Source organism: Oscillatoria salina IIICB1 (assembly GCF_020144665.1).
Classification (GTDB): Bacteria; Cyanobacteriota; Cyanobacteriia; order Cyanobacteriales; family SIO1D9; genus IIICB1.
The window spans coordinates 11,135-32,136 of sequence record NZ_JAAHBQ010000065.1 but is presented as its reverse complement, the minus strand read 5'-3'; the positions used below and the strand labels follow the sequence as shown (position 1 = coordinate 32,136).

Sequence of the window (21,002 nt, the reverse complement as noted above, 5' to 3'; positions counted from 1 at the left end):
GCACTTTTAAAAAGTCGCCCTCCGCTCCGCTAAAGGGCGAGGCTTTAAACCCAGTTTTTCTGGTAATCGATTGACCTTTGCGACTCATATTTATACGGACACTTTTTCTTAATTTATCCTTGCATATCTCTATTTTCCGTGCCAAGATGAAAACAAGCAACAAGTTACGGACAGAAAATTAGGCAAAAAAGACACAAATTCTACAAGCAAATCTAATTAGGAAGTGAGCAGTACAAAAAATACTGTCACGGATTTTTGTTAGCTAAGAAATAAGAGGATAAATAAATGAATACTCCAACCTTAGATAGATACGGAATTACGCTCAAACCTATTTATTCTTGTCCGGCATCAGAAGTCCCAGAAGATGTTAAACTGCCGCCGAAATGGTCATTAGTTTGGCATCAAGTGGAAACTTTAAAAGCTTTACGCAATCCAAATATTGATGTAATTATTAATGTCGCAATGACTGGAGATGGGAAAAGTTTAGCTGCATATTTGGAAACTTTACTAACATACTTTGTTGTAATTGGCTTATATCCAACGAACGAACTAGCCAGAGATCAAGAACGTCAAATAAGTGAATATATAGAGATATTTCAACCCGAACATGAGCCAAGAATTCATCGGTTAAGTGGTGCAGAATTAGAATTGTATTCAGAACAAGAAAAACTGAGAAAAGCCGCCGCGATCGCCTCTCGCACCGACAATTCCGAAATCCTCTTAACTAACCCCGATATTTTCCATTATCTACACCGAGGTGCATATCTCAATCCCAAAGAGAATCCAGATAAATTATGGAATCGAATTGATAAAAACTTTAACCTGTTTATTTTTGATGAATTTCATGTTTTTGCTGCACCGCAAATTGCTAGCGTTATTAATACAATGCTATTAATTCGGCGGACAAATCGAGAGAAAAAGTTTTTGTTTCTTTCCGCAACTCCAGACAATCAGTTATTAGAAAAGCTAGACAAAGCCGGATTTCATTATCAGGTAATCGATCCTACTCAGGCTGATAAATATAAATTTCCTGACACCAGCGATTTAGCAAAGCAATTACAAGCACAAAAATGGCGACAAGTTGCACGAGAAATCAAACTCAACTTTATACCTCTAGAATCAACATTTTCCGCATCAGAAACCTGGTTAAAAGAAAATAAAGAACTCGTTTTACAATACTTTCAAGCTTACCCAGGAAGTAAAGGCGCAATTATTCTTAATTCTATTGCTTCAGTTAAGCGACTCGTACCAATTTTCCGCGAAATTTTTGAACCTCATAACTTAACAGTCGGTGAAAATACAGGTTTATCTGGTCGTCAAACTAAATTACAATCTCTCGATTGCGACTTAGTTTTGGGGACAAGTACAATTGACGTTGGGGTTGATTTTAAGATTAATTTTTTGATTTTTGAATCCTCAGATACAGGTAATTTTATTCAAAGATTAGGACGCTTAGGTCGTCATGATGGCTATCAAAAAAATGGTCAAGATATTCAATTTAATAATTTTACTGCTTATGCACTGGTTCCCAAGTTTCTTGTCGAACGTTTATTTGCAAAAGATAATGCACCCCTAGAAATTGGCAATCATTACAATCGACCCGATTTTAATAACGCAATTATTGACAATTATCGTAAGATTAACGACTTTGCTGGGTATTATAAACGGTGGGGTGCAGTGCAATCTTTTAAACTTTGGTATAGCTTAGGTAATCCAAAGATTCAACAAAACTACAGGATTAGTCGAGAAAAGTTCCAACAGGACTGCGAAGAAGTATTTGGTACTAATCTGAAACGAGTTGCAGGTTGTGTCATCGGTTGGTCAAAAGAGTGGCAAAAAATGTCAGGTAAAAAAGGAAATCCGATCTTTGATGATGCGTCAAGTTTTCGGGGATCGAGTCCTTTGCAATGTGGTTTATATGACCAAACTGAGGAAGACGAAGAATCTCGGTTTAAAACTTACGATCTACCAGGAATTTTAAGCAATTTAGAGATTGGAATGTGGACAGAAGCCGGATTTATGCGATCGCTACAAGACACTTCTCAACGTCTCGGACAACCCATTGCGAAAGGTCACTTTAAACATTGTCTCGCATTTATGGTTCTCAAAGGATATCGCGAAGAACGGTTAAATTGGCGGTTTACCTACGCGGGAAACTTACAAGAAATTGCCGAAGCTTGGAAAGTGCAAGTATTAACGGGGATTGAAGTTTGGCAACCCGATAACCCTTGGATTGACAAAATTAACCAACGACTGCGAAAACAGGGACTCGTTAGTTACGTTTTACCTTATCCTGTCATCGAAATCCGCTACCGTTTGCAACTTCCGATGCACTTCGCACTTTACCCGATTAGCGATGCAACCAGCGTTCACGAGACGACACCACCTTACGCGATCGCGATCGGTCAACCAGCCTTACTCCTCGATACCTTAGCCTATCGTTTCAAAAGCAAAGGAGGTGAAACATGGATTTGTTAGTTTCGATCCCTCATAGGGATTATGGTTTTTTCTCCAGTGGATAGAAGCTTACAGCAGTAAGCTCAGACCTATTCGTTTCAATCCCTGATAGGGATTAATGTAATGAAGTCACTGGAGCCTAAGATAATTTCACTCTATCACATCGGGGGGTTGAATAAGTATGTGTTTATAAACTACTAGGTCGAATAAGTCTAATGCTTATTTCTTAAAAAGTATTGACAAGAGGTATCGCAATCATTAGCTTGGAAATATCAAGATCGCTGAAGCGCAGCCTATAGGGTGAATTGAGCGAACGCGATCGTAATATCGATCACTTGAGGAGGTGATTAACCTTGAAACGAAAGCCTACCAATCTCCAAAAACTCCTAAGAGTTCTCAAAGATAAAAAATGGCATTCCAGCAACGAACTTGCATCGAAAGTAAGTTGGCGTTTTAACGATACTGTTTTTAAAGCACGCAAAAAAGGGTATTTCATCGAAAAACGTATGATTGCTCATAATCAATTCGAGTATCGGATGCCATAGCATAGCAAATGCGATAGCTCGTTGGGAGATTGTTATATTTCTTTGAGCAATCTCCTAACACCACCCAAGGAGTAGGGAAGTTAGTTTCTAGCTTGCGGAATTAAGCTCAGGCGTAGGTAATCTCGAACCCCCTTCTGATAAAGGCTGGTTCAGTTAAATCTCAAGCCCTTAACCAACAGCTTCCTTCCTATTTCCCTCTCCTTTTCTTGCAACATATTAGACTTTGATAAAAATGGCTAAACGTAAGAAATCGAACAACGATCCACGACAACTGAGTTTATTTGACGACTTAAATCCAGAAGTAACTTCAGAAAATGAAACTGATGAATTTGATGAAATCGACTTAGAAGAACTTTCGGATGAAGATTTAGGAATAGATGCTGATGAAAGCGATCGCACAATTTCTATCACTCAAGAATTACTTACTTTAAGGCTACTTCGCGAAGCAATTCAGTCACAAAATCCTGACGATCCAGTAATGGTAGATTTTGCTGAATTTGTCTTACCAAATTTATTGCGTGTTGCAATTGGTGTAACTGCCAAAGGTGGGAAATTTTTCGACAAAATCGATCGTCGTCGTATTGCAGAAGGAAAAGATCCTGTCCGTCGCGATAATGCTGGCGATCAATCTTTGAATACGCATTTACTCAATGGTTTATTTCCGGCTAATTTAATCGAAAAACGCTTGGAAAAACTGAATACTACTGCGCGTCGTGTAGTCAAAGAATTTGAAAGACGGATAGAAATTGCAGCTTTTATTCTGCATGATTTTGAAAAATTTAATTACGATCTCTTCCCGGAAATGCCGGAAAAATATCGTTTGATTCGGCGAGATCCTAACGGCGATATTCGTAAACTTTCAGTTGCAGAACATCGCGAAATATTTGTAGTAATGGTTCCCGAATTAGGAATCGATCGCTTTTTATTTCCTGACTCTCCCGAACAATGGCGCGACTATATTGATGACTTACTTTTCGTAGCATACAATGCCCAAAAACGCAACGATACTAACTTAAATTTATCTGAAGATGGATTGAATCCAAGATTACGCGATCGCACTCTTTCTTGTCTAGCCGATCTAACCTGTCTCGCCGATCGTCTCGCTTCAATTGTAAAACATCCCCAAGATGCACAAAACAACAGTTTAAGCGAACTTATTCACCAACTCAGCGATGGTCAATTAAAGCTAACTTACCATAGCATTGCTGAAAATCGCGGCGTACTCACCAACGTGGTTAATAACGCCGTCATGGAAGCCCATACAGCCCTCAATACCGCCGAAAAAACCTACTACGAACCCTTATTATACTTACCCACGGGAGTCATTTATTTGTGCGATCGCAACTCTCCTATAATTTCTCCAGCAGACCTCCCTAACCGCGTTGTTGACACGATCAAAAATTTATGTAGAGGCGAATTACAACGCAGACAAACTGGGTTTGGACGCGACGGAAAAGGAATGAAGTATGCCGACTATTATAGCCAATTTTTTGACGATTTTGGCTTAATGCAAGTCGCACTTGATGCTACTTTACGCATTCTCAAACCTACAAAAACTTCAGTAGCAAAAAGTCGCAGCGACAACTTAGTTAAATTTCAAGAAAAAGGAGTTTTATCTGCCGATTATAACTTTCATTTTGATAATGATATTCGCATTGACCAACTCGCAGAATTTGGTGATGTTATAAGTCGAAAAATTTGGGGCGATCGCCTTGCAAAAATTGAAACTCTTCGTAAGCAAAATAAAAAGTTACCCGCACCACCAGAACTTGATTTAGTAGCCGAAGTCGCTAACTTTTGGCAGCTAGAAAAATATCTCCCACAAATTCGGGAAATTCAGCGCATCAACGAAACCCTTAAAGAACTAAAACTGAAAGGAAATACAGGCGGCGTACCTTATGAATGGTATTATTTAGCTGCGAAATATTTAGAAAATAATCCCGGAATAGCACCCGAAGAAATTCGTACTATTGGCGAAGATATTATTGCTTTCATAGCTCAAAAAATTCAACCAATTGTCGAACAATATAACTTAGCTGATGGTTGGGATGACTTGAGAGAATGGGTAAGTCGAGTAGTCATGCTTCCCGGTCAAGAAATAACAGAAACTCCAACAGAACAAGCAGAAACTTTTCTCAACGAACTTAACAATTATAACACTGCAAAAAAATCAGGTCGCGGTCGTCAATTGATTTGTTCTCTTTCTCATTCTGCTTATACTGTCACCGAACAAATGGAGTCGGCGGTATTATTTACGCCGCAAGTTTATACTAACAAACAAATGTTAGGCGGCTCGAATGCGAAGCGTAATATTTCTAGTATTGCGGGTGTAGAAATGATGCTGCGGCAGATTTTAATGAATCAAACTCAAGCAGTTGGCAAACGATTTGAAGATGGAAAATATCGCTATCTTTATTTCTATCCAACTTATTACTTTACGCCAGAAACTAATAGCTTCTTACAAAAAGCTTATCTGAATATTTCTCAAACTCGCTTTGATACCAGCATTCGTAAACATTTTGTTAGCGAAAACTTAAAAGCCAACTTTGAGCGATCTCGCTATCAAACTGTAGACGCTTTTCTTATTGACACCGAACTACAGCAAAAAAAAGACCGTACATTTAAACTTTCCTACCCTGATGATAAACCGCTTACTTTCTACTTTATGGCACTCCCACCAGAAAAGCCTCCAGGAAAAAAGCAAGAGAAAAAAATAACTGATACAGCATCTTGGATAATGCCTGCATGGTTAGCATTTGCCTTCCCCATGATTCTTGATGTCAAAACCGTGGTTTCCGAGTCGCCAATTCCACCCTATCGCGACGGTGCAGAATTTGAAGAAACAGTATTTCTCGACAGCGCGCCGCCAGCATTTCGAGTCTTGACAAAACAAGATCGATTTCGTCTAGACTACATTCTTGAAGGTTGGGAAGACGACAATGGTAAGCAATTTTCCGCACCTTTAAACGTCCTCACTGCCGCTTATTCAATTCATCTCGATGTTAATCCTAAACGAGGTAAATCTGGTTACGATGCTAACTGGGGAAAATTAACGGAATTGGCGACAAATCTCGAAACCAGTCCTCTGTATGTTTTCCATTATTTGAATAAATGGACGCGAGGAAAAGATGCCGATCTTCCTAGCATTAATCGCATCAAATTGTACACTTATGACTTTTATCCATGCTTCGATCCTTATGTTCAATTTAATCGCAATTTGGAGGAATTAACTGTGGAAGCAAGATCGCCTTTGAATCATCCCAAAAATTTAACTGAACTCTATCGAGAGTTTTACCGCGCTAACAAGCGTTATAACCCGAAAGCGAATGCTGTCCTCAAACCCATTGATATCGCGGCTGAGACAATTCTCAAAGCAGAATCAAGTGTTTTTCACGGCGAAACCTTAATTGCCGCAGTAGCGGCGGAAGTCTGCAAACTAATGGATAGGGTTCATGCTTCGACTGCGGAAGGGCGTTGGGTAATTAGCGATCGCGAAATCGAACGCCAAGCGGTACTTGAATTTGCCCGTTATTTTGTCGTCGAAGTGTTTGAAGGCGCATTCAAAGGCGATCGCGCCCGTCTCGCGGGACGACAACTCAACCTAATTCGCGATACTTGCGAATTTATTTATCGTCTCGAACAAGATAAAGAAAATCAAGACAACAAAGCTAAAGGCGAATCAGTTGAGGATGAATCTGAAACTGAAAACTCATAAATTTTCCTGACAACCATCAACTAATAGGAGTCAACAAATGTCATTACTTAAAACCATCGACAGCAAATTTTTCCACACCGAAATTCCCTACAAACCAATGGGAAAATACGTTCACTTTCTAACTCTCAGAGTCACAGAATCTTATCCCCTATTTCAAACCGACGGAGAACTAAATAAAGCCCGCGTTCGCGCCGGAATTGACAACCGTCAACCAATTAGTCGTCTCTCAATGTTTAAACGCAAACAATCAACACCAGAACGTTTAGTTGGTCGCGAATTACTGCGTAAATATGAACTTGTTAAACCAGAAGAATGCGAATATAACGTTGAATTTGGCATGGATAATCCTGACTGTATCATCTACGGCTTTGCCATTGGTGATTCTGGTTCCGAAAAGTCCAAAGTTGTTGTTGACACAGCATTTTCTATTACACCTTTTGACGAATCTCATGAAACATTTACTCTCAACGCACCTTATGAAAATGGTACAATGGCATCGAAAGGGGAAAAAGGTTCTAAACCGGGTGAAGTTACCAGTCGTATCAATCAACAAGATCATATCCGTCCCCAAGTGTTTTTTCCTAGTATTGTCACCTTAAAAGACCCCACAGAAGCTAGCTTTTTGTATGTTTTTAATAACATCTTGCGAACTAGACACTATGGCGCACAAACAACTCGTACCGGACGAGTAAGAAATGAGTTATTAGGTGTCGTTTTTGCCGATGGTGAAATTGTTAGTAATTTACGCTGGACACAGGCAATTTACGATCGTCTTCCGAAAGACATTTTAACATCAATCGATCCCCTCGACGAAGATTTAGTAATGGAAAAAGCAACTGAGGCAATTCAAGCTTTAATGGCAGATGAATTTATCGTTTATACTGACTTTATTGGCGAAGCATTTCAACCTCTAATCACAGAAGTAAAAGCACTCACAGCAACCGAAAAAGGTATTCTTTCTATTTTGCAACAAGCTGACACTGAAACCAAAGCTTACGCTAAAAAACATATAGGTGAGAAGAAGAAAAAAACAGCAAAATCAAAGTAACAGTGTGATTTCGGGGTGAGGTGTTACCTTACCCCAAACAAAACTAAACTTTCATACCTCTTTTGATGTTATGACAATTATCTATCGCTGTCAGATTGAACTTCACGATAGCCTCTACTTTGCAACTCGTGAAATTGGACGACTGTACGAAACTGAACCTGTATTACACAATTATGCACTTTGTTATGCACTAGGATTAGTTGATAGCGAAACTTATGCTACTAACGTTTCTGAAGAAGATTCCTATCGCTATTTTTGCTCCGAACAAGTACCTAAGTATGAAGCCCATTTAACCCCACTCAATGAACAAAAAATTTATGTAACCCCAGCGCGATCGCTCTCACATTCTGCTATACTTAATACGTGGAAGTATGCCAACAATAACTACTACGTGGAAATGCAAAAAACTCAGAAAAATATTCCCAGTTTTGGCAGAACTAAAGAAATAGCTGCGGAAAGTAAATTTGAGTTTTTTCTCCTGAGCAAAAATCAACTAAAATTATCACGTTGGATTCGTTTAGGCAAGTGGATGAGTAAAGCAGAAGTGGACATGAAAGAACTGTCTAAACCTCAAACAAAATCTGGTGTGTTTACTTATCCTTATCCTTTAAATCCTTTAGATGTGATGTTTACTCATCAAGTAATCAGCTATGATGTAGTAAATATGCCGCCTGTGAGTTTAATTCGTAACGTAAAAATGCGAGGAGAATATTATCAGTTGGACGAAATTAAAGGACTGAAAATTCCTGCACGTATGGAGTATCGTTTTAGCGCGCAAGCATAATTTTTTTAGTTTTCAATTTGCACAAGTTTCACTTCTCAAAATCCCATGCCTTACAGTTTAGTTCTCAACCTAATCCCTCTATCTCCTATTTCTCCAAATTACTTGAGTGGGAGACATTTACACGCTCTTTTTCTAACTTTAGTGAGTTCTGTTGACAAAGAGTTGGGTAACTATTTACATGATTCTCAATCGGGTAAAGCATTTACTCTTAGTCCTTTACAAATTAAAGCGCGATCGCGTCAAACTTTGCAATGGGAACATCAAAAATCTATCCCCCCCGGAACTTCTTGTTGGTGGCGAATTTCTCTGCTTGACGAGACAATTTTCGGCAAATTAACTGAACTGTGGCTAAACTTAAATCCCGATCGCGCTTGGCATTTAGGCTCGGCTGACCTTAAAATTACCAGTATTCTGGGAACACCGCAATCGATGCAGCCTTGGGCGAATTCTTGTCCTTACGAGCAATTGTACGATCGCGCCAGCGAAACCACCAATCAAATTTCCTTGAATTTCGCCACACCCGTAGCGTTTCGTCAAGGAAAGTACGACAATGCACTGCCAAATTCCGAAAGTGTCTTTAATAGTTTACTCAATCGTTGGCATAAGTATAGCGGAATTGAATTCTCCGAGATCGATTTCGAGACGATTTTTCCCAGTTATTTCAACATAAATACCGCAATTGTTGCTGACTCTCGCAGTAAATTTATTGGCTGCGTTGGCGAAATTAGTTACCGCATCTTTGGCAAACTCGACCCAATTGTCATCAAACAAATTAATACTTTAGCAGATTTTGCCCTTTATTCAGGTATTGGGCGCAAAACCACAATGGGAATGGGAATGGTAAGGAGAATTTAAATTATGAACAACCTCGATTATTTAACCATAGCCTCACTCAACCAATATTCTTATTGTCCCCATCGCTACTGGCGAATGTTTTGTACAGGCGAATTTGTCGATAACGAATATACCATCGAAGGAACCAGTTTACACGATCGCGTCCACACTCTCGGCGACGGACATCGTGAAGAAACCTGGCAAATTCGCGCGATTTGGCTGAAATCAGAAAAATATCATTTAATTGGCAAAGCTGACCTCATTGAAGCCGATTCCGGACAATTTTACCCCGTAGAATACAAACGAGGTAAAAAAGGCGAATGGGATAACGACGAATTGCAACTATGCGCCCAAGCTTTATGCTTAGAAGAAATGACCGGAAAACCTGTCAACATCGGCTATATTTACCACGCCCACTCACACCAACGCCAACTTGTCGAAATCTCCGCAGAATTGAGACAACAAGCAACAGCCACAATTACCGCTATTCAAACCTTACTCGCTTCCGGCACGATTCCGCCAGCCGTCTATAGTTCACGCTGTCAAGGTTGTAGCCTTTATTCACGCTGCTTACCCCAAGCAGCGAAGAAAGTCGAACACTATCAAGAAGCATTGTAAATCAACCCTAAATTTAAGGAAAAATTGCTCATGGGAACAGTATATGTGACTCAAGAAGATGCCTTCGTTGGCAAAATTGACGAACGTCTCCACGTCAAAGCTAACAAAACCAAACTCATAGACGTTCCTCTGATTAAAATCGACGGCGTAGTATTATTAGGACGCGCCACCGTTTCCCCCGCAGTCGTCACCGAATTGCTACAACGCAACATTCCCCTCAGCTATTTTACTCATACCGGACGCTACCTCGGTCGTCTCGAACCTGAAGTTACCAAAAATATCTTTCTTCGCAAAGCCCAATGGAACGCAGCCGGAGAAACACCCCAAGCCATTCATCTCGTTCAAGGATTTGTTCGAGGGAAACTCAAAAACTATCGTAACAGCTTGCGAAGACGCGATCGCGAAAATTCTCACCAAAAGCTACAAACCGGAATTACTCAGATCGAACAAGCATTAGCCCCAATCGAAACTACCAACAATATTAACTCCCTCCGTGGCTTAGAAGGAGCAGGAAGCAAAGCTTATTTCGGCTGCTTCAACCAACTAATTAAAAACGCCGATTTTGAATTTAAAAAGCGCAAACGCCGTCCACCAACCGATCCTGTTAACTCCTTACTCAGCTTTGGTTACTCTCTGTTGCGTCACGATATCCAAAGCGCAGTCAACATCGTTGGCTTCGATCCTTATCTAGGATACCTCCACCTCGAACATTACGGTCGTCCCTCACTAGCATTGGATTTGATGGAAGAATTTCGTCCCTTAGTTGTCGATGCAGTCGTCTTGAGTGCCTTGAATAAGCGATCGCTAACCTTAGACGATTTTACCAGCGAACCCCTCAGTGAAGCAGTTTCCTTAACCAAAGACGGACTGAAAACCTTTCTCCGTCTCTACGAACAGAAAAAACAAAGCAAATTCAAACATCCAGTCTTGAAACGTCAATGTACCTATCAAGAAGCCTTTGAAATTCAAGCCCGACTTTTAGCTAAATACCTCATGGGCGAAACCGACAAATATCCACCCTTAGTCCTAATTTAAGCACAAATTAGCCAACTCATGTTTGTTGTCATCAGCTACGACATTTCCGAAGACAAACGCCGTACCAAAATTCATAACATCCTGAAATCCTACGGACAATGGATGCAGTATAGCGTCTTCGAGTGCGACCTCACCAAAACTCAATATGCCAAACTGCGATCGCGTCTGCGAAAATTGATTCAACCAGAAACCGACAGCATCCGCTTTTACTTCCTCTGCGGCTGCTGTCAAGGTAAAATCGAACGTATCGGTGGCGAAATGCCTCGCGACGAAACAATTTTCTTTGCAGAAGCTGCGGATGGGTAGGTGTAGAAAATGAGTCACTGTCAAAAATCGCTGATTTCCCCTTCTGGTAAGGATTTGAGCGCTCCAATTCGCCAAATCGATCCGCAACCGTTATTTCACAAAGGTTTCAGCGATTTTGACTTGTTTTTTTCTCTCACTCATGATACATTTAGAGGAGATTCGCAAAATCGAACCTTGAAAACTTCATACCGTCTGGATCTCAGGCGATCGCCCTTTTAATCAGCTAAAATCCCTAATAGGGATTGAAACTCCGCCACAATGGAGGCATAAGCAGATATGAAATACTTTTAATCAGCTAAAATCCCTAATAGGGATTGAAACTTTAAACTTATACTGGGAACTGCATAAATCCCCTGCCTTTTAATCAGCTAAAATCCCTAATAGGGATTGAAACACTTCTAATTTAAGGATGCTAGAGCGATCGCCTGAATCTTTTAATCAGCTAAAATCCCTAATAGGGATTGAAACAACAGCCTGTGCAAAACTGAGATATTTTGAAAATACTCCTTCTTTTAATCAGCTAAAATCCCTAATAGGGATTGAAACGCGTCAGCAAATACCTTTTTGTCCGCATAATCACCCTTTTAATCAGCTAAAATCCCTAATAGGGATTGAAACTAAGCTGTTGCTGCTTTTTGTTGAATCAACTCAACTTTTAATCAGCTAAAATCCCTAATAGGGATTGAAACATTCGTTTTTCTAACCGAGAATTGTTACCTATTTAGTAATTGCTTTTAATCAGCTAAAATCCCTAATAGGGATTGAAACCCAATAAACTGCTTCTTTCCAAAAATCAACAACCCTTTTAATCAGCTAAAATCCCTAATAGGGATTGAAACCATTGATTTTCGAGATTATCGCCTCCTCTTGTAACTTTTAATCAGCTAAAATCCCTAATAGGGATTGAAACTTTTCAATTTGCTTGGGAGTAGCCCAAGTAATTGCTACCTTTTAATCAGCTAAAATCCCTAATAGGGATTGAAACTTCACCGGAATTACTAGAAGACAGTAACCAAGTGCAACTTTTAATCAGCTAAAATCCCTAATAGGGATTGAAACAAGATACTTGATCAAGGACAGCCAGGGACAATACTGGCTTTTAATCAGCTAAAATCCCTAATAGGGATTGAAACCGGACCGATATCCTCTGCTACGATGGCAAAGGCTTTTAATCAGCTAAAATCCCTAATAGGGATTGAAACAAATTCAAGAAGGACACGAACTTTCATCGTGCTGCGACCTCTTTTAATCAGCTAAAATCCCTAATAGGGATTGAAACAAAGCGATCGCTGTAAACAACAAACCGATCACTGCTTTTAATCAGCTAAAATCCCTAATAGGGATTGAAACCGCTTCTGTTGCTTCTTCGATATCAGAATCGACTTTTAATCAGCTAAAATCCCTAATAGGGATTGAAACTAAAATTCTGTTTCCTCTATAACAATCTCAACTCAACTTTTAATCAGCTAAAATCCCTAATAGGGATTGAAACTTTAGACAGAAGTTTCGGAAGTATGACCATGTTGCTTTTAATCAGCTAAAATCCCTAATAGGGATTGAAACGACTTGACTTACTGCAAACTCTAGACTGTGACCTCTTTTAATCAGCTAAAATCCCTAATAGGGATTGAAACATTGACTAGATTGGCAAAACCTAACCCATTTTTCTTTTAATCAGCTAAAATCCCTAATAGGGATTGAAACGCATAACGACCAAAACGAAGAAGAATACCCGGATTTTCAGGCTTTTAATCAGCTAAAATCCCTAATAGGGATTGAAACGTGTAGTCCGAAAGCCCCACTAGCGGAAGGTTCTAACCTTTTAATCAGCTAAAATCCCTAATAGGGATTGAAACAGAGCAGGGTGAGGCACAAAAACAAGACCCCCCCGCCTTTTAATCAGCTAAAATCCCTAATAGGGATTGAAACAGCCGTTTGATTATCGCTATTTTTACTCATATTTTCTTTTAATCAGCTAAAATCCCTAATAGGGATTGAAACAAAATTGTAGAGCCTAGCCAAAAGCTGATAGACACTACTTTTAATCAGCTAAAATCCCTAATAGGGATTGAAACATAACACAACAACTAATAAGAGATCATATACCTTCTTTTAATCAGCTAAAATCCCTAATAGGGATTGAAACTTAAAGAGCGAGTATGACAAAGTAGCCGCTAAGATCCAAGGCTTTTAATCAGCTAAAATCCCTAATAGGGATTGAAACGCTTCTAATTGAGTTTGTAGTTGTTCAATTGAAATCTTTTAATCAGCTAAAATCCCTAATAGGGATTGAAACGAAAACATTGACTGCGATATCTGCGCGAGTGAAGCGAGCCTTTTAATCAGCTAAAATCCCTAATAGGGATTGAAACTTAAGTGACTTGCTTGCTGATGATACCACTCATTACAATCCTTTTAATCAGCTAAAATCCCTAATAGGGATTGAAACTCAATAATTTAGCTTGAGAAGCCTTAATTACTTTCTTTTAATCAGCTAAAATCCCTAATAGGGATTGAAACTTTTCTAACTTGTGGAGAACAAGCGCCTTTCAAAAGCTTTTAATCAGCTAAAATCCCTAATAGGGATTGAAACATTCTAGTAAATGATACTGATAAAATTTAGCAGTCTTTTAATCAGCTAAAATCCCTAATAGGGATTGAAACTTTTCGCATACCTACGATTCTTTCTAGAATAGTTGCTTTTAATCAGCTAAAATCCCTAATAGGGATTGAAACGCAGGCTTCCCTCACATATCTATTGTAAATTCTCCTTTTAATCAGCTAAAATCCCTAATAGGGATTGAAACAGTGCTTTGATTCAAAATCCCGGTTCTCTTTATGCTTTTAATCAGCTAAAATCCCTAATAGGGATTGAAACCTATAGGTGCAGCTTGGGGAGTCGTTGCTGGAACTTTTAATCAGCTAAAATCCCTAATAGGGATTGAAACCGCTGCCCAGTCAACCTCCAAGACCACCTAGAAGCTTTTAATCAGCTAAAATCCCTAATAGGGATTGAAACAGAAACTTAGATCGGATACGATTAGTAAGTAGAACCTTTTAATCAGCTAAAATCCCTAATAGGGATTGAAACTAATTTGGCTATATCATCAATAGTTAAACTTTCACCATCTTTTAATCAGCTAAAATCCCTAATAGGGATTGAAACAAAATTTCACTGAGAGCGACTAACCCCAAAAGATCTTTTAATCAGCTAAAATCCCTAATAGGGATTGAAACCTTTTAGCTATAGCTGTCGAGAAATATCTACAGAACTTTTAATCAGCTAAAATCCCTAATAGGGATTGAAACATAACTCATCTCTTTAACCTCAATTCAATTCCACCTTTTAATCAGCTAAAATCCCTAATAGGGATTGAAACGACGGAACTTTCCCTAACACTGGTGTGATTTTCGCCTTTTAATCAGCTAAAATCCCTAATAGGGATTGAAACTTATTGTGAGGAGTTGGAAACTTACCTAGGTAAGCTTTTAATCAGCTAAAATCCCTAATAGGGATTGAAACTGAGTACATCGGTGGTACAAACAAACTTGTGCAGCTCTTTTAATCAGCTAAAATCCCTAATAGGGATTGAAACGCATATCGGTGATACAGCCAAATTAGCTGTTCGTCTTTTAATCAGCTAAAATCCCTAATAGGGATTGAAACGTTGGCGCGATCGCCGCCTTTATGCGGCAAGTTCGCCTTTTAATCAGCTAAAATCCCTAATAGGGATTGAAACCAAATATTTTAAAATCAAAAACTTGATCAAAAAATTCTTTTAATCAGCTAAAATCCCTAATAGGGATTGAAACTTAGATTTAGATTTAATTAAACAATCGATTCAAGCTTTTAATCAGCTAAAATCCCTAATAGGGATTGAAACCCTTTCCGCATTTTTAATTACCTCCTAAAGACTTCTTTTAATCAGCTAAAATCCCTAATAGGGATTGAAACAATTGAAGCAACTTCTCTAGCTTGCAGATCGTCACCAATACTTTTAATCAGCTAAAATCCCTAATAGGGATTGAAACTGGTAGTTTCCCCTCTCGCGGTGTTATCCTAGCGCCTTTTAATCAGCTAAAATCCCTAATAGGGATTGAAACGCTTTTGATAGGGATGCTAACGGTACAATGATCGACTTTTAATCAGCTAAAATCCCTCCCAGGGCTTAAAACTCACCTCTTAATCGCTTCAATCTCATTGAAATAAAAATGTCTAGCTGTAGCAATCCAACATTACAGTTTTCCAAATCGGAACATAATTATCACAAAAGAGTCTATTTGTCAAGATTATTTTTAGGGGAAAAGTAAAGTCAAAAAACTCGATCGCGCCTCGATTTAGAATCAAGAGAAAAGCAAATCCACCTATAACAGGCAAGATTAGCCAAAATTTTCAGTAAATTCCTGGGAAAGATTGAAGACAGTTGAACAAAGTTTTGATATCATTTCCAGTCAGTCTAACTAAACTAAGGACAATTGAGTTGTGGCACAAGGCTAGGGAATTGCGCCAAAACAACAACTTCAACCGACTACCCCTTGCATGGAGTTTCCACTAACTGTTTTTTTGATGAAAAAAAGTTGCATGAAATTAAGATCGATGAGGCTCATCAAAAATCGTCAGCACAACAACTATTGGTTTCGAGCTTTAGTAGCAGGAGCGCTATCCACTGGTAGTTTGCTCTCTCAGTGCTGGTTTACTCAACCCGTAGCCGCACAAACAAAAGACTACTGTCAACTTAGTTCCGAAGCCGAACAAAAAAAAGAGTCTTTGCGACAAGCTTGGTTGAAAGGCAACTCGAATGCAGAAAGAGACTATAAAAGATTACTGCAAGAACACGCTGAACTAATCGATAAATGTCGCTCTCAATCTTGGCTGAAAAATCAAGCAATTTGGCTGCGTCTTTATCCTTGTGATGCTCGTCCTGGGGAAATTGATGCCTTATTAGACCGCATTGTCAACCAAGGTTATAACCAAGTTTACGTCGAGGTATTCTTCGATGGTCAAGTGCTACTACCTGTCAATGACAATCCTACACCTTGGGTATCAGCAGTGCGATCGCCAGGTGCGGAAAATGTCGATTTGTTAGCTGAAGCCATTAAAAAAGGACGCGAAAGAGGGCTAGAAGTCTACGCTTGGTTATTTACCATGAATTTTGGTTACTCCTACGCTCAACGTCCAGACCGCCAACAAGTTCTCGCTCGTAACGGTAGAGGTGAAAATAGTTTATCAGTAGTTCAAGGCGGTTCCGAAGCTTTTATCGACCCCTACAACCGCCAAGCTAAGGTAGATTACTATCGCCTCGTTCAAGCCGTAGTCAAACGTAAACCAGATGGCATTTTATTCGACTATATTCGCTATCCTCGCGGTACTGGTACTCAGTCGGTAGCAGGTCATGTTGAAGATTTATGGATTTATGGCGATGCAGCCAGGGCTGCGCTTTACCAACGGGCGCAAAATCAACGCGGACGAGCGCTGATTGAGCGTTTTCTCTCCCAAGGTCATATTAAAGCTAGTGATGTGGAAGCGGTGGAAAAGCTTTATCCTGGTGAGGGAGAACCAATGTGGCAAGGTCGCATTATTACCCCAACTCCTGTAAGTACCGCTACTAGCTCGAATTTGGCAAAATTACAACTCGACTTGTGGCATTTAACTGTCGCTCATGCAGCCCAAGGGGTAATTGATTTTCTGACTTTAGCATCGCAACCTGCACAACGCCAAGGTATTCCTGCCGGAGCAGTATTTTTCCCTGGTGGAAACCAGGCTGTGGGACAACGAGGCTATGATTCTCGCTTACAGCCTTGGGATAAGTTTCCTGCTTCTTTACAATGGCATCCCATGTCTTATGCTGTTTGTGGTACTGCTGATTGTATTGTCGAACAGGTACAGCGAGTTGTAAATAGAGCGCCAAATCAAACTAAGGTGATTCCTGCTTTGGCTGGTGTTTGGGGAAAGGCTTACCAAAATCGTCCTTCTTTAGAGGTGCAGATGGAAGCGATTCGCCGACAGGTTCCAGAAATTGATTCTGTGAGTCATTTTGCTTATTCTTGGCAACAGCCGGAGTCGGATAGCGATCGCAAATTCTGTCGTTTGTAATTTCAGTTAATTTTTCTAAATCACGCTTGACAAATTACCAATTCTGTGAAACAAATTTAGCAAAACAGACAATTCAGTCCCCAATCCCCAATCCCTAATCCCCAATCACCAATCCCTAATCCCCAATCACCAATCCCCAATCCCCAATCCCCAATCCCCAATCACCAATCCCCAATCCCCAATCCCCAATCCCCAATCTCGTGCTAAGATAGTATACGGTCAATTAATAAGCGGACGTGGCGGAATTGGTAGACGCGCTAGATTTAGGTTCTAGTGCCGCAAGGTGTAAGAGTTCGAGTCTCTTCGTCCGCATCAGCAAGCTATAAACTACCTGAGTTTGAACATAAACCGACTCAGGTTTTTTTGTCACATCTCCCACAGCAATATACAAAATTCCCCTCATCGGTGAAAATAACAACTACGCTATCCCTAGCGTAATTAAAATTGTAAACACTAGATAGGAGCTAAAAAAAGCCTTTTGCCAGAATCAAGAAGAAATCTTCTCTCCTAACAAAAGACACCAAAAAACGCACATCCCTCTATTTTAAGGTGCTTTGGTGGACAAGGGGAATCGAAGATCGAGCAATTACTTGCTAACTAAAGCTGGTGAGGGGCTTTTTTGACGGAAAAATCTTGCAAATCAGGGATTTCTACGACAATAATTATCAAGCGATCGCCCAAGAATGGCAAGCAAGTGCAGTCGATCGCCAAATTGTCTCTCTCAATGTAAAATACCTCCGTGGTGACACTGCTAAGGAATATCTCCTTTACAATTTGCCAGAGCGAGAATGGCGACGAAATAATGGTACTCTCAGAAGTAAGTGGCAAAAAAAGTATACTCACACTGACTCTGGGGGCTGGTGGTGCGGTACAGTTGATGTACTAGCGGCTGCATCTGGAATCGATAAAAATAGTCTCTGGGGATGCTTTAAACCCTCGAAACCTAGATTAACAGGCAGTGGGACGCGCCAAAAAACCCTCAAGTACGAACATCCACCTCAAGCTGCTACAGAGATTTTTGCCTTAAGAGTCTCTGACAAAATTTGGGATGACTTCGCGAAACATTACCAAATTTGTCGTCTAGGATACAGAAATTTTTGGCATTGGGTGATAGCAAATCCGGAAATTCCCATTGTGGTGACAGAGGGAGCAAAAAAAGCCGCTTCGTTATTATCGGCTGGCTATGTAGCGATCGCGTTACCAGGAATTTACAATGGCTATCGTCAACCTAAAGATTCCGATAATCGTCGCATCGGCTTACCTAGTCTTATACCACAATTAGGAGTATTTGCTGTCTCAAACAGAACAATTTACTTTGCTTTTGACCAAGATGTCAAACGCCAAGCAATTAAAAATGTCCAGATTGCACTTAAAAAGACATCTAAATTATTAATTAATCGCGGCTGCGCGGTAAAAATAATTCGTTGGTCGAATAATTTTAAAGGAGTAGACGATCTCCTCGCCAATCAAGGTCAAGAATCTTTCGCTACCGCTTATAATTCCGCGTTAGATTTTGACTTTTGGAATGCACTTATTCGCCGTAAGTTAACTTACACTCCTGACTTAGAAATCAACCAGCCCTATTTACAAGATATCCATAATTTTATTCCCGCAAACACGAAAATTGTCGCCATCAAATCAGCGAAAGGAACCGGAAAAACCGAAGCAATCGCCCAACTTTGCTATCAAGCCCAAAAATTAGGACAAAAAACCTTAGTTTTGACTCACAGAATCCAGTTAGGAGAAGCTTTATGCGCTCGCTTTGGTGTTGACTACATCACTCAATTAAAGCTTTCCGAAACTCAAGGAATTTTTGGCTATGGTTTATGTGTAGATTCGCTGCATCCCAATTCCCAAGCGAATTTTAATCCAGAAGCTTGGCAAGATGCAATCGTAATCATTGATGAAGTAGAGCAAGTTTTGTGGCATATGTTACATTCATCCACTTGTCAGCATAACCGCGTAGCAATCCTTCAATCTTTTGAAAGCTTGATTACTAGAGTATTAGCTTCAGAAACAGGAAAAATAGTTATTAGCGATGCCGATTTAACAGATATTTCTCTTGATTACCTAACTTCCTTGGGTAATGAAATTTCACCCTTCGTCATCCTCAACAATTATCAACCTCAAACTTGGCAAATTTACCACTACGCAGAAGCAACTCCAGCCGGATTAGTCTATAATTTAGTTAAAGCTATAGCTAGAGGTGAAAAAGTATTTATCTGTTGTTCCGCACAAAAACAGAAAAGCAAGTGGGGTACCCAAAACTTAGCCGCCTACCTTAAAGATAAATTTCCCGATCGAGCAATTCTGAGGATTGATTCCGAAAGTACGACCGATCCTCAAAATCCTGCTTTTGGAATTATGTCAAAATTGAATAAAGAGTTAGTCAAGTACGACATTGTCATTACTTCACCTGCAATTGAAACTGGTGTAAGTATCGATCTTCAACACCACTTTAACTCAGTTTGGGGAATTGGACAAGGTGTACAAACTTGTGATTCTTTCCGACAAGCACTATCGAGAATAAGACAAGCAATCCCGCGTCATTTATGGGTAGCCAAAAAAGGTTTATCAAAAGTAGGTGGAGGAGAAGTTACACCTCAAGGTTTAGTTGCTTCTCAGCGCAAACAAACTAAACTAAATATCCAAATGTTGTTAACAGTTGGTTCGGAAAGTTTAGAGACAAATTCTTGTCCCAAAGCCTTAAAAGCTTGGGCTAATCGCGCAGCGATAGTTAATGCAGAAATGGCGGATTATCGAACTTCTGTGCTAGCAGCGCTAACTGAAGAAGGACATCAAATTATTGCTGCTGAATCCTTGCAAGAAAATGAAGAGAAGCAGACAAAAACAGAAGTAAATAACTGTCGGGAAAAGATTTATAATAGTTATTGCGATCGCATAGTTCAAGCAGAAGATATTGACGAAAAAAAGTATCGTATCTTGCAACAAAAGCGACAAAAAAGCGAACGGGAACGCCAACAACATCGCAAAGCTCAACTTAAATATCGCTATCAAATTTCGGTTACACCAGAATTAGTAAAAGAAGACGATCGCGGTTTGTATGCAGCGCTGCTACTACGCTATTATCTCACAGTAGGTTATCAATTTTTGTTCGCTCACACCTCGCGTTTGTTGGATGACTTGCTAACGAGTGGAGAAATCCAAGTTTTTCCTCCAGATTTCAATCAAAGGCTACTCTTGGGTAAAGTGCAGTTTTTGCGTAAAATTAATTTATCAGCAGTATTAGCCCCAAACCGGGAACTGAGAAATTCTGATGCGGATTTGATTCAGTTGACCCAGTTAGTGAAAGCTTTTGCAGTGGAAGTGCGAGATTTATTGGGTGTGAGCATTAACAGTAATGCTTCTCCTATTCAGGTAGTACGTCAATTACTCGCAAAGTTGGGTTTAAAGCTAACTGTGAAAAGAAGAGAAGGTGGATGGGGTAAACCAATTCGAGTTTATCAGGTTGCTCCACCAAGTAAAGTCAGTCAAGAAGTAATTAATTGTTGGTTGAGTCGGGACATGGAAACCAAAGCTTTTGTCCGATAAAATCTTGATTTGTT

At 39.8% G+C, this 21,002-nt stretch carries 11 protein-coding genes, 1 tRNA gene and 1 CRISPR repeat array; all 12 genes read left to right on the top strand.

Annotated features, from left to right (window positions below):
* Window positions 1-285: 285 nt before the first annotated feature.
* The 12 genes from cas3 to G3T18_RS18370 all read left to right on the top strand — a co-directional run bounded on the left by cas3 (window position 286) and on the right by G3T18_RS18370 (window position 20,988).
* Window positions 286-2,478: a type I-D CRISPR-associated helicase Cas3' gene (gene cas3 / locus G3T18_RS18425; RefSeq protein WP_224412048.1), complete on the top strand. Its 2,193-nt coding sequence runs from the start codon at window positions 286-288 to the stop codon at window positions 2,476-2,478.
* 332 nt (window positions 2,479-2,810) lie between these two features.
* On the top strand, window positions 2,811-3,002 hold the full coding sequence (locus G3T18_RS18420) for a hypothetical protein (RefSeq protein WP_224412047.1): 192 nt from the start codon (window positions 2,811-2,813) through the stop codon (window positions 3,000-3,002).
* Between the two features lie 232 nt (window positions 3,003-3,234).
* Window positions 3,235-6,717 carry a type I-D CRISPR-associated protein Cas10d/Csc3 gene (gene cas10d, locus G3T18_RS18415; protein ID WP_224412046.1) on the top strand — a complete coding sequence of 1,161 codons (3,483 nt, stop codon included), beginning with the start codon at window positions 3,235-3,237 and terminating at the stop codon, window positions 6,715-6,717.
* A gap of 37 nt (window positions 6,718-6,754) precedes the next feature.
* Window positions 6,755-7,765, top strand: a complete 1,011-nt coding sequence (gene cas7d, locus G3T18_RS18410) for a type I-D CRISPR-associated protein Cas7/Csc2 (protein WP_224412045.1) — start codon at window positions 6,755-6,757, stop codon at window positions 7,763-7,765.
* A gap of 70 nt (window positions 7,766-7,835) precedes the next feature.
* Window positions 7,836-8,549 (top strand): type I-D CRISPR-associated protein Cas5/Csc1, encoded by a 714-nt coding sequence (gene cas5d / locus G3T18_RS18405; RefSeq protein WP_224412044.1) that lies wholly within the window; start codon window positions 7,836-7,838, stop codon window positions 8,547-8,549.
* Between the two features lie 45 nt (window positions 8,550-8,594).
* Window positions 8,595-9,404, top strand: a complete 810-nt coding sequence (cas6, locus tag G3T18_RS18400) for a CRISPR-associated endoribonuclease Cas6 (protein ID WP_224412043.1) — start codon at window positions 8,595-8,597, stop codon at window positions 9,402-9,404.
* A gap of 3 nt (window positions 9,405-9,407) precedes the next feature.
* The gene (gene cas4 / locus G3T18_RS18395; protein WP_224412042.1) at window positions 9,408-10,001 is read left to right on the top strand and encodes a CRISPR-associated protein Cas4; all 594 of its coding nucleotides are present in this window, start codon (window positions 9,408-9,410) and stop codon (window positions 9,999-10,001) included.
* 30 nt (window positions 10,002-10,031) lie between these two features.
* Window positions 10,032-11,036 carry a type I-D CRISPR-associated endonuclease Cas1d gene (gene cas1d / locus G3T18_RS18390; protein WP_224412041.1) on the top strand — a complete coding sequence of 335 codons (1,005 nt, stop codon included), beginning with the start codon at window positions 10,032-10,034 and terminating at the stop codon, window positions 11,034-11,036.
* A gap of 18 nt (window positions 11,037-11,054) precedes the next feature.
* Window positions 11,055-11,342 (top strand): CRISPR-associated endonuclease Cas2, encoded by a 288-nt coding sequence (cas2, locus tag G3T18_RS18385; protein WP_224412040.1) that lies wholly within the window; start codon window positions 11,055-11,057, stop codon window positions 11,340-11,342.
* A gap of 212 nt (window positions 11,343-11,554) precedes the next feature.
* Window positions 11,555-15,518: a CRISPR direct-repeat array (repeat unit 37 nt; unit sequence CTTTTAATCAGCTAAAATCCCTAATAGGGATTGAAAC).
* A 406-nt stretch (window positions 15,519-15,924) separates the two neighbouring features.
* Window positions 15,925-17,436, top strand: a complete 1,512-nt coding sequence (locus G3T18_RS18380) for a family 10 glycosylhydrolase (protein WP_224412039.1) — start codon at window positions 15,925-15,927, stop codon at window positions 17,434-17,436.
* Between the two features lie 230 nt (window positions 17,437-17,666).
* Window positions 17,667-17,748: transfer RNA gene (locus G3T18_RS18375), tRNA-Leu, on the top strand.
* A gap of 321 nt (window positions 17,749-18,069) precedes the next feature.
* A complete protein-coding gene (locus G3T18_RS18370; RefSeq protein WP_224412038.1) occupies window positions 18,070-20,988 on the top strand; it encodes a plasmid replication protein, CyRepA1 family in 2,919 nt (972 codons plus the stop codon).
* The last annotated feature ends 14 nt before the right edge of the window (window positions 20,989-21,002 follow it).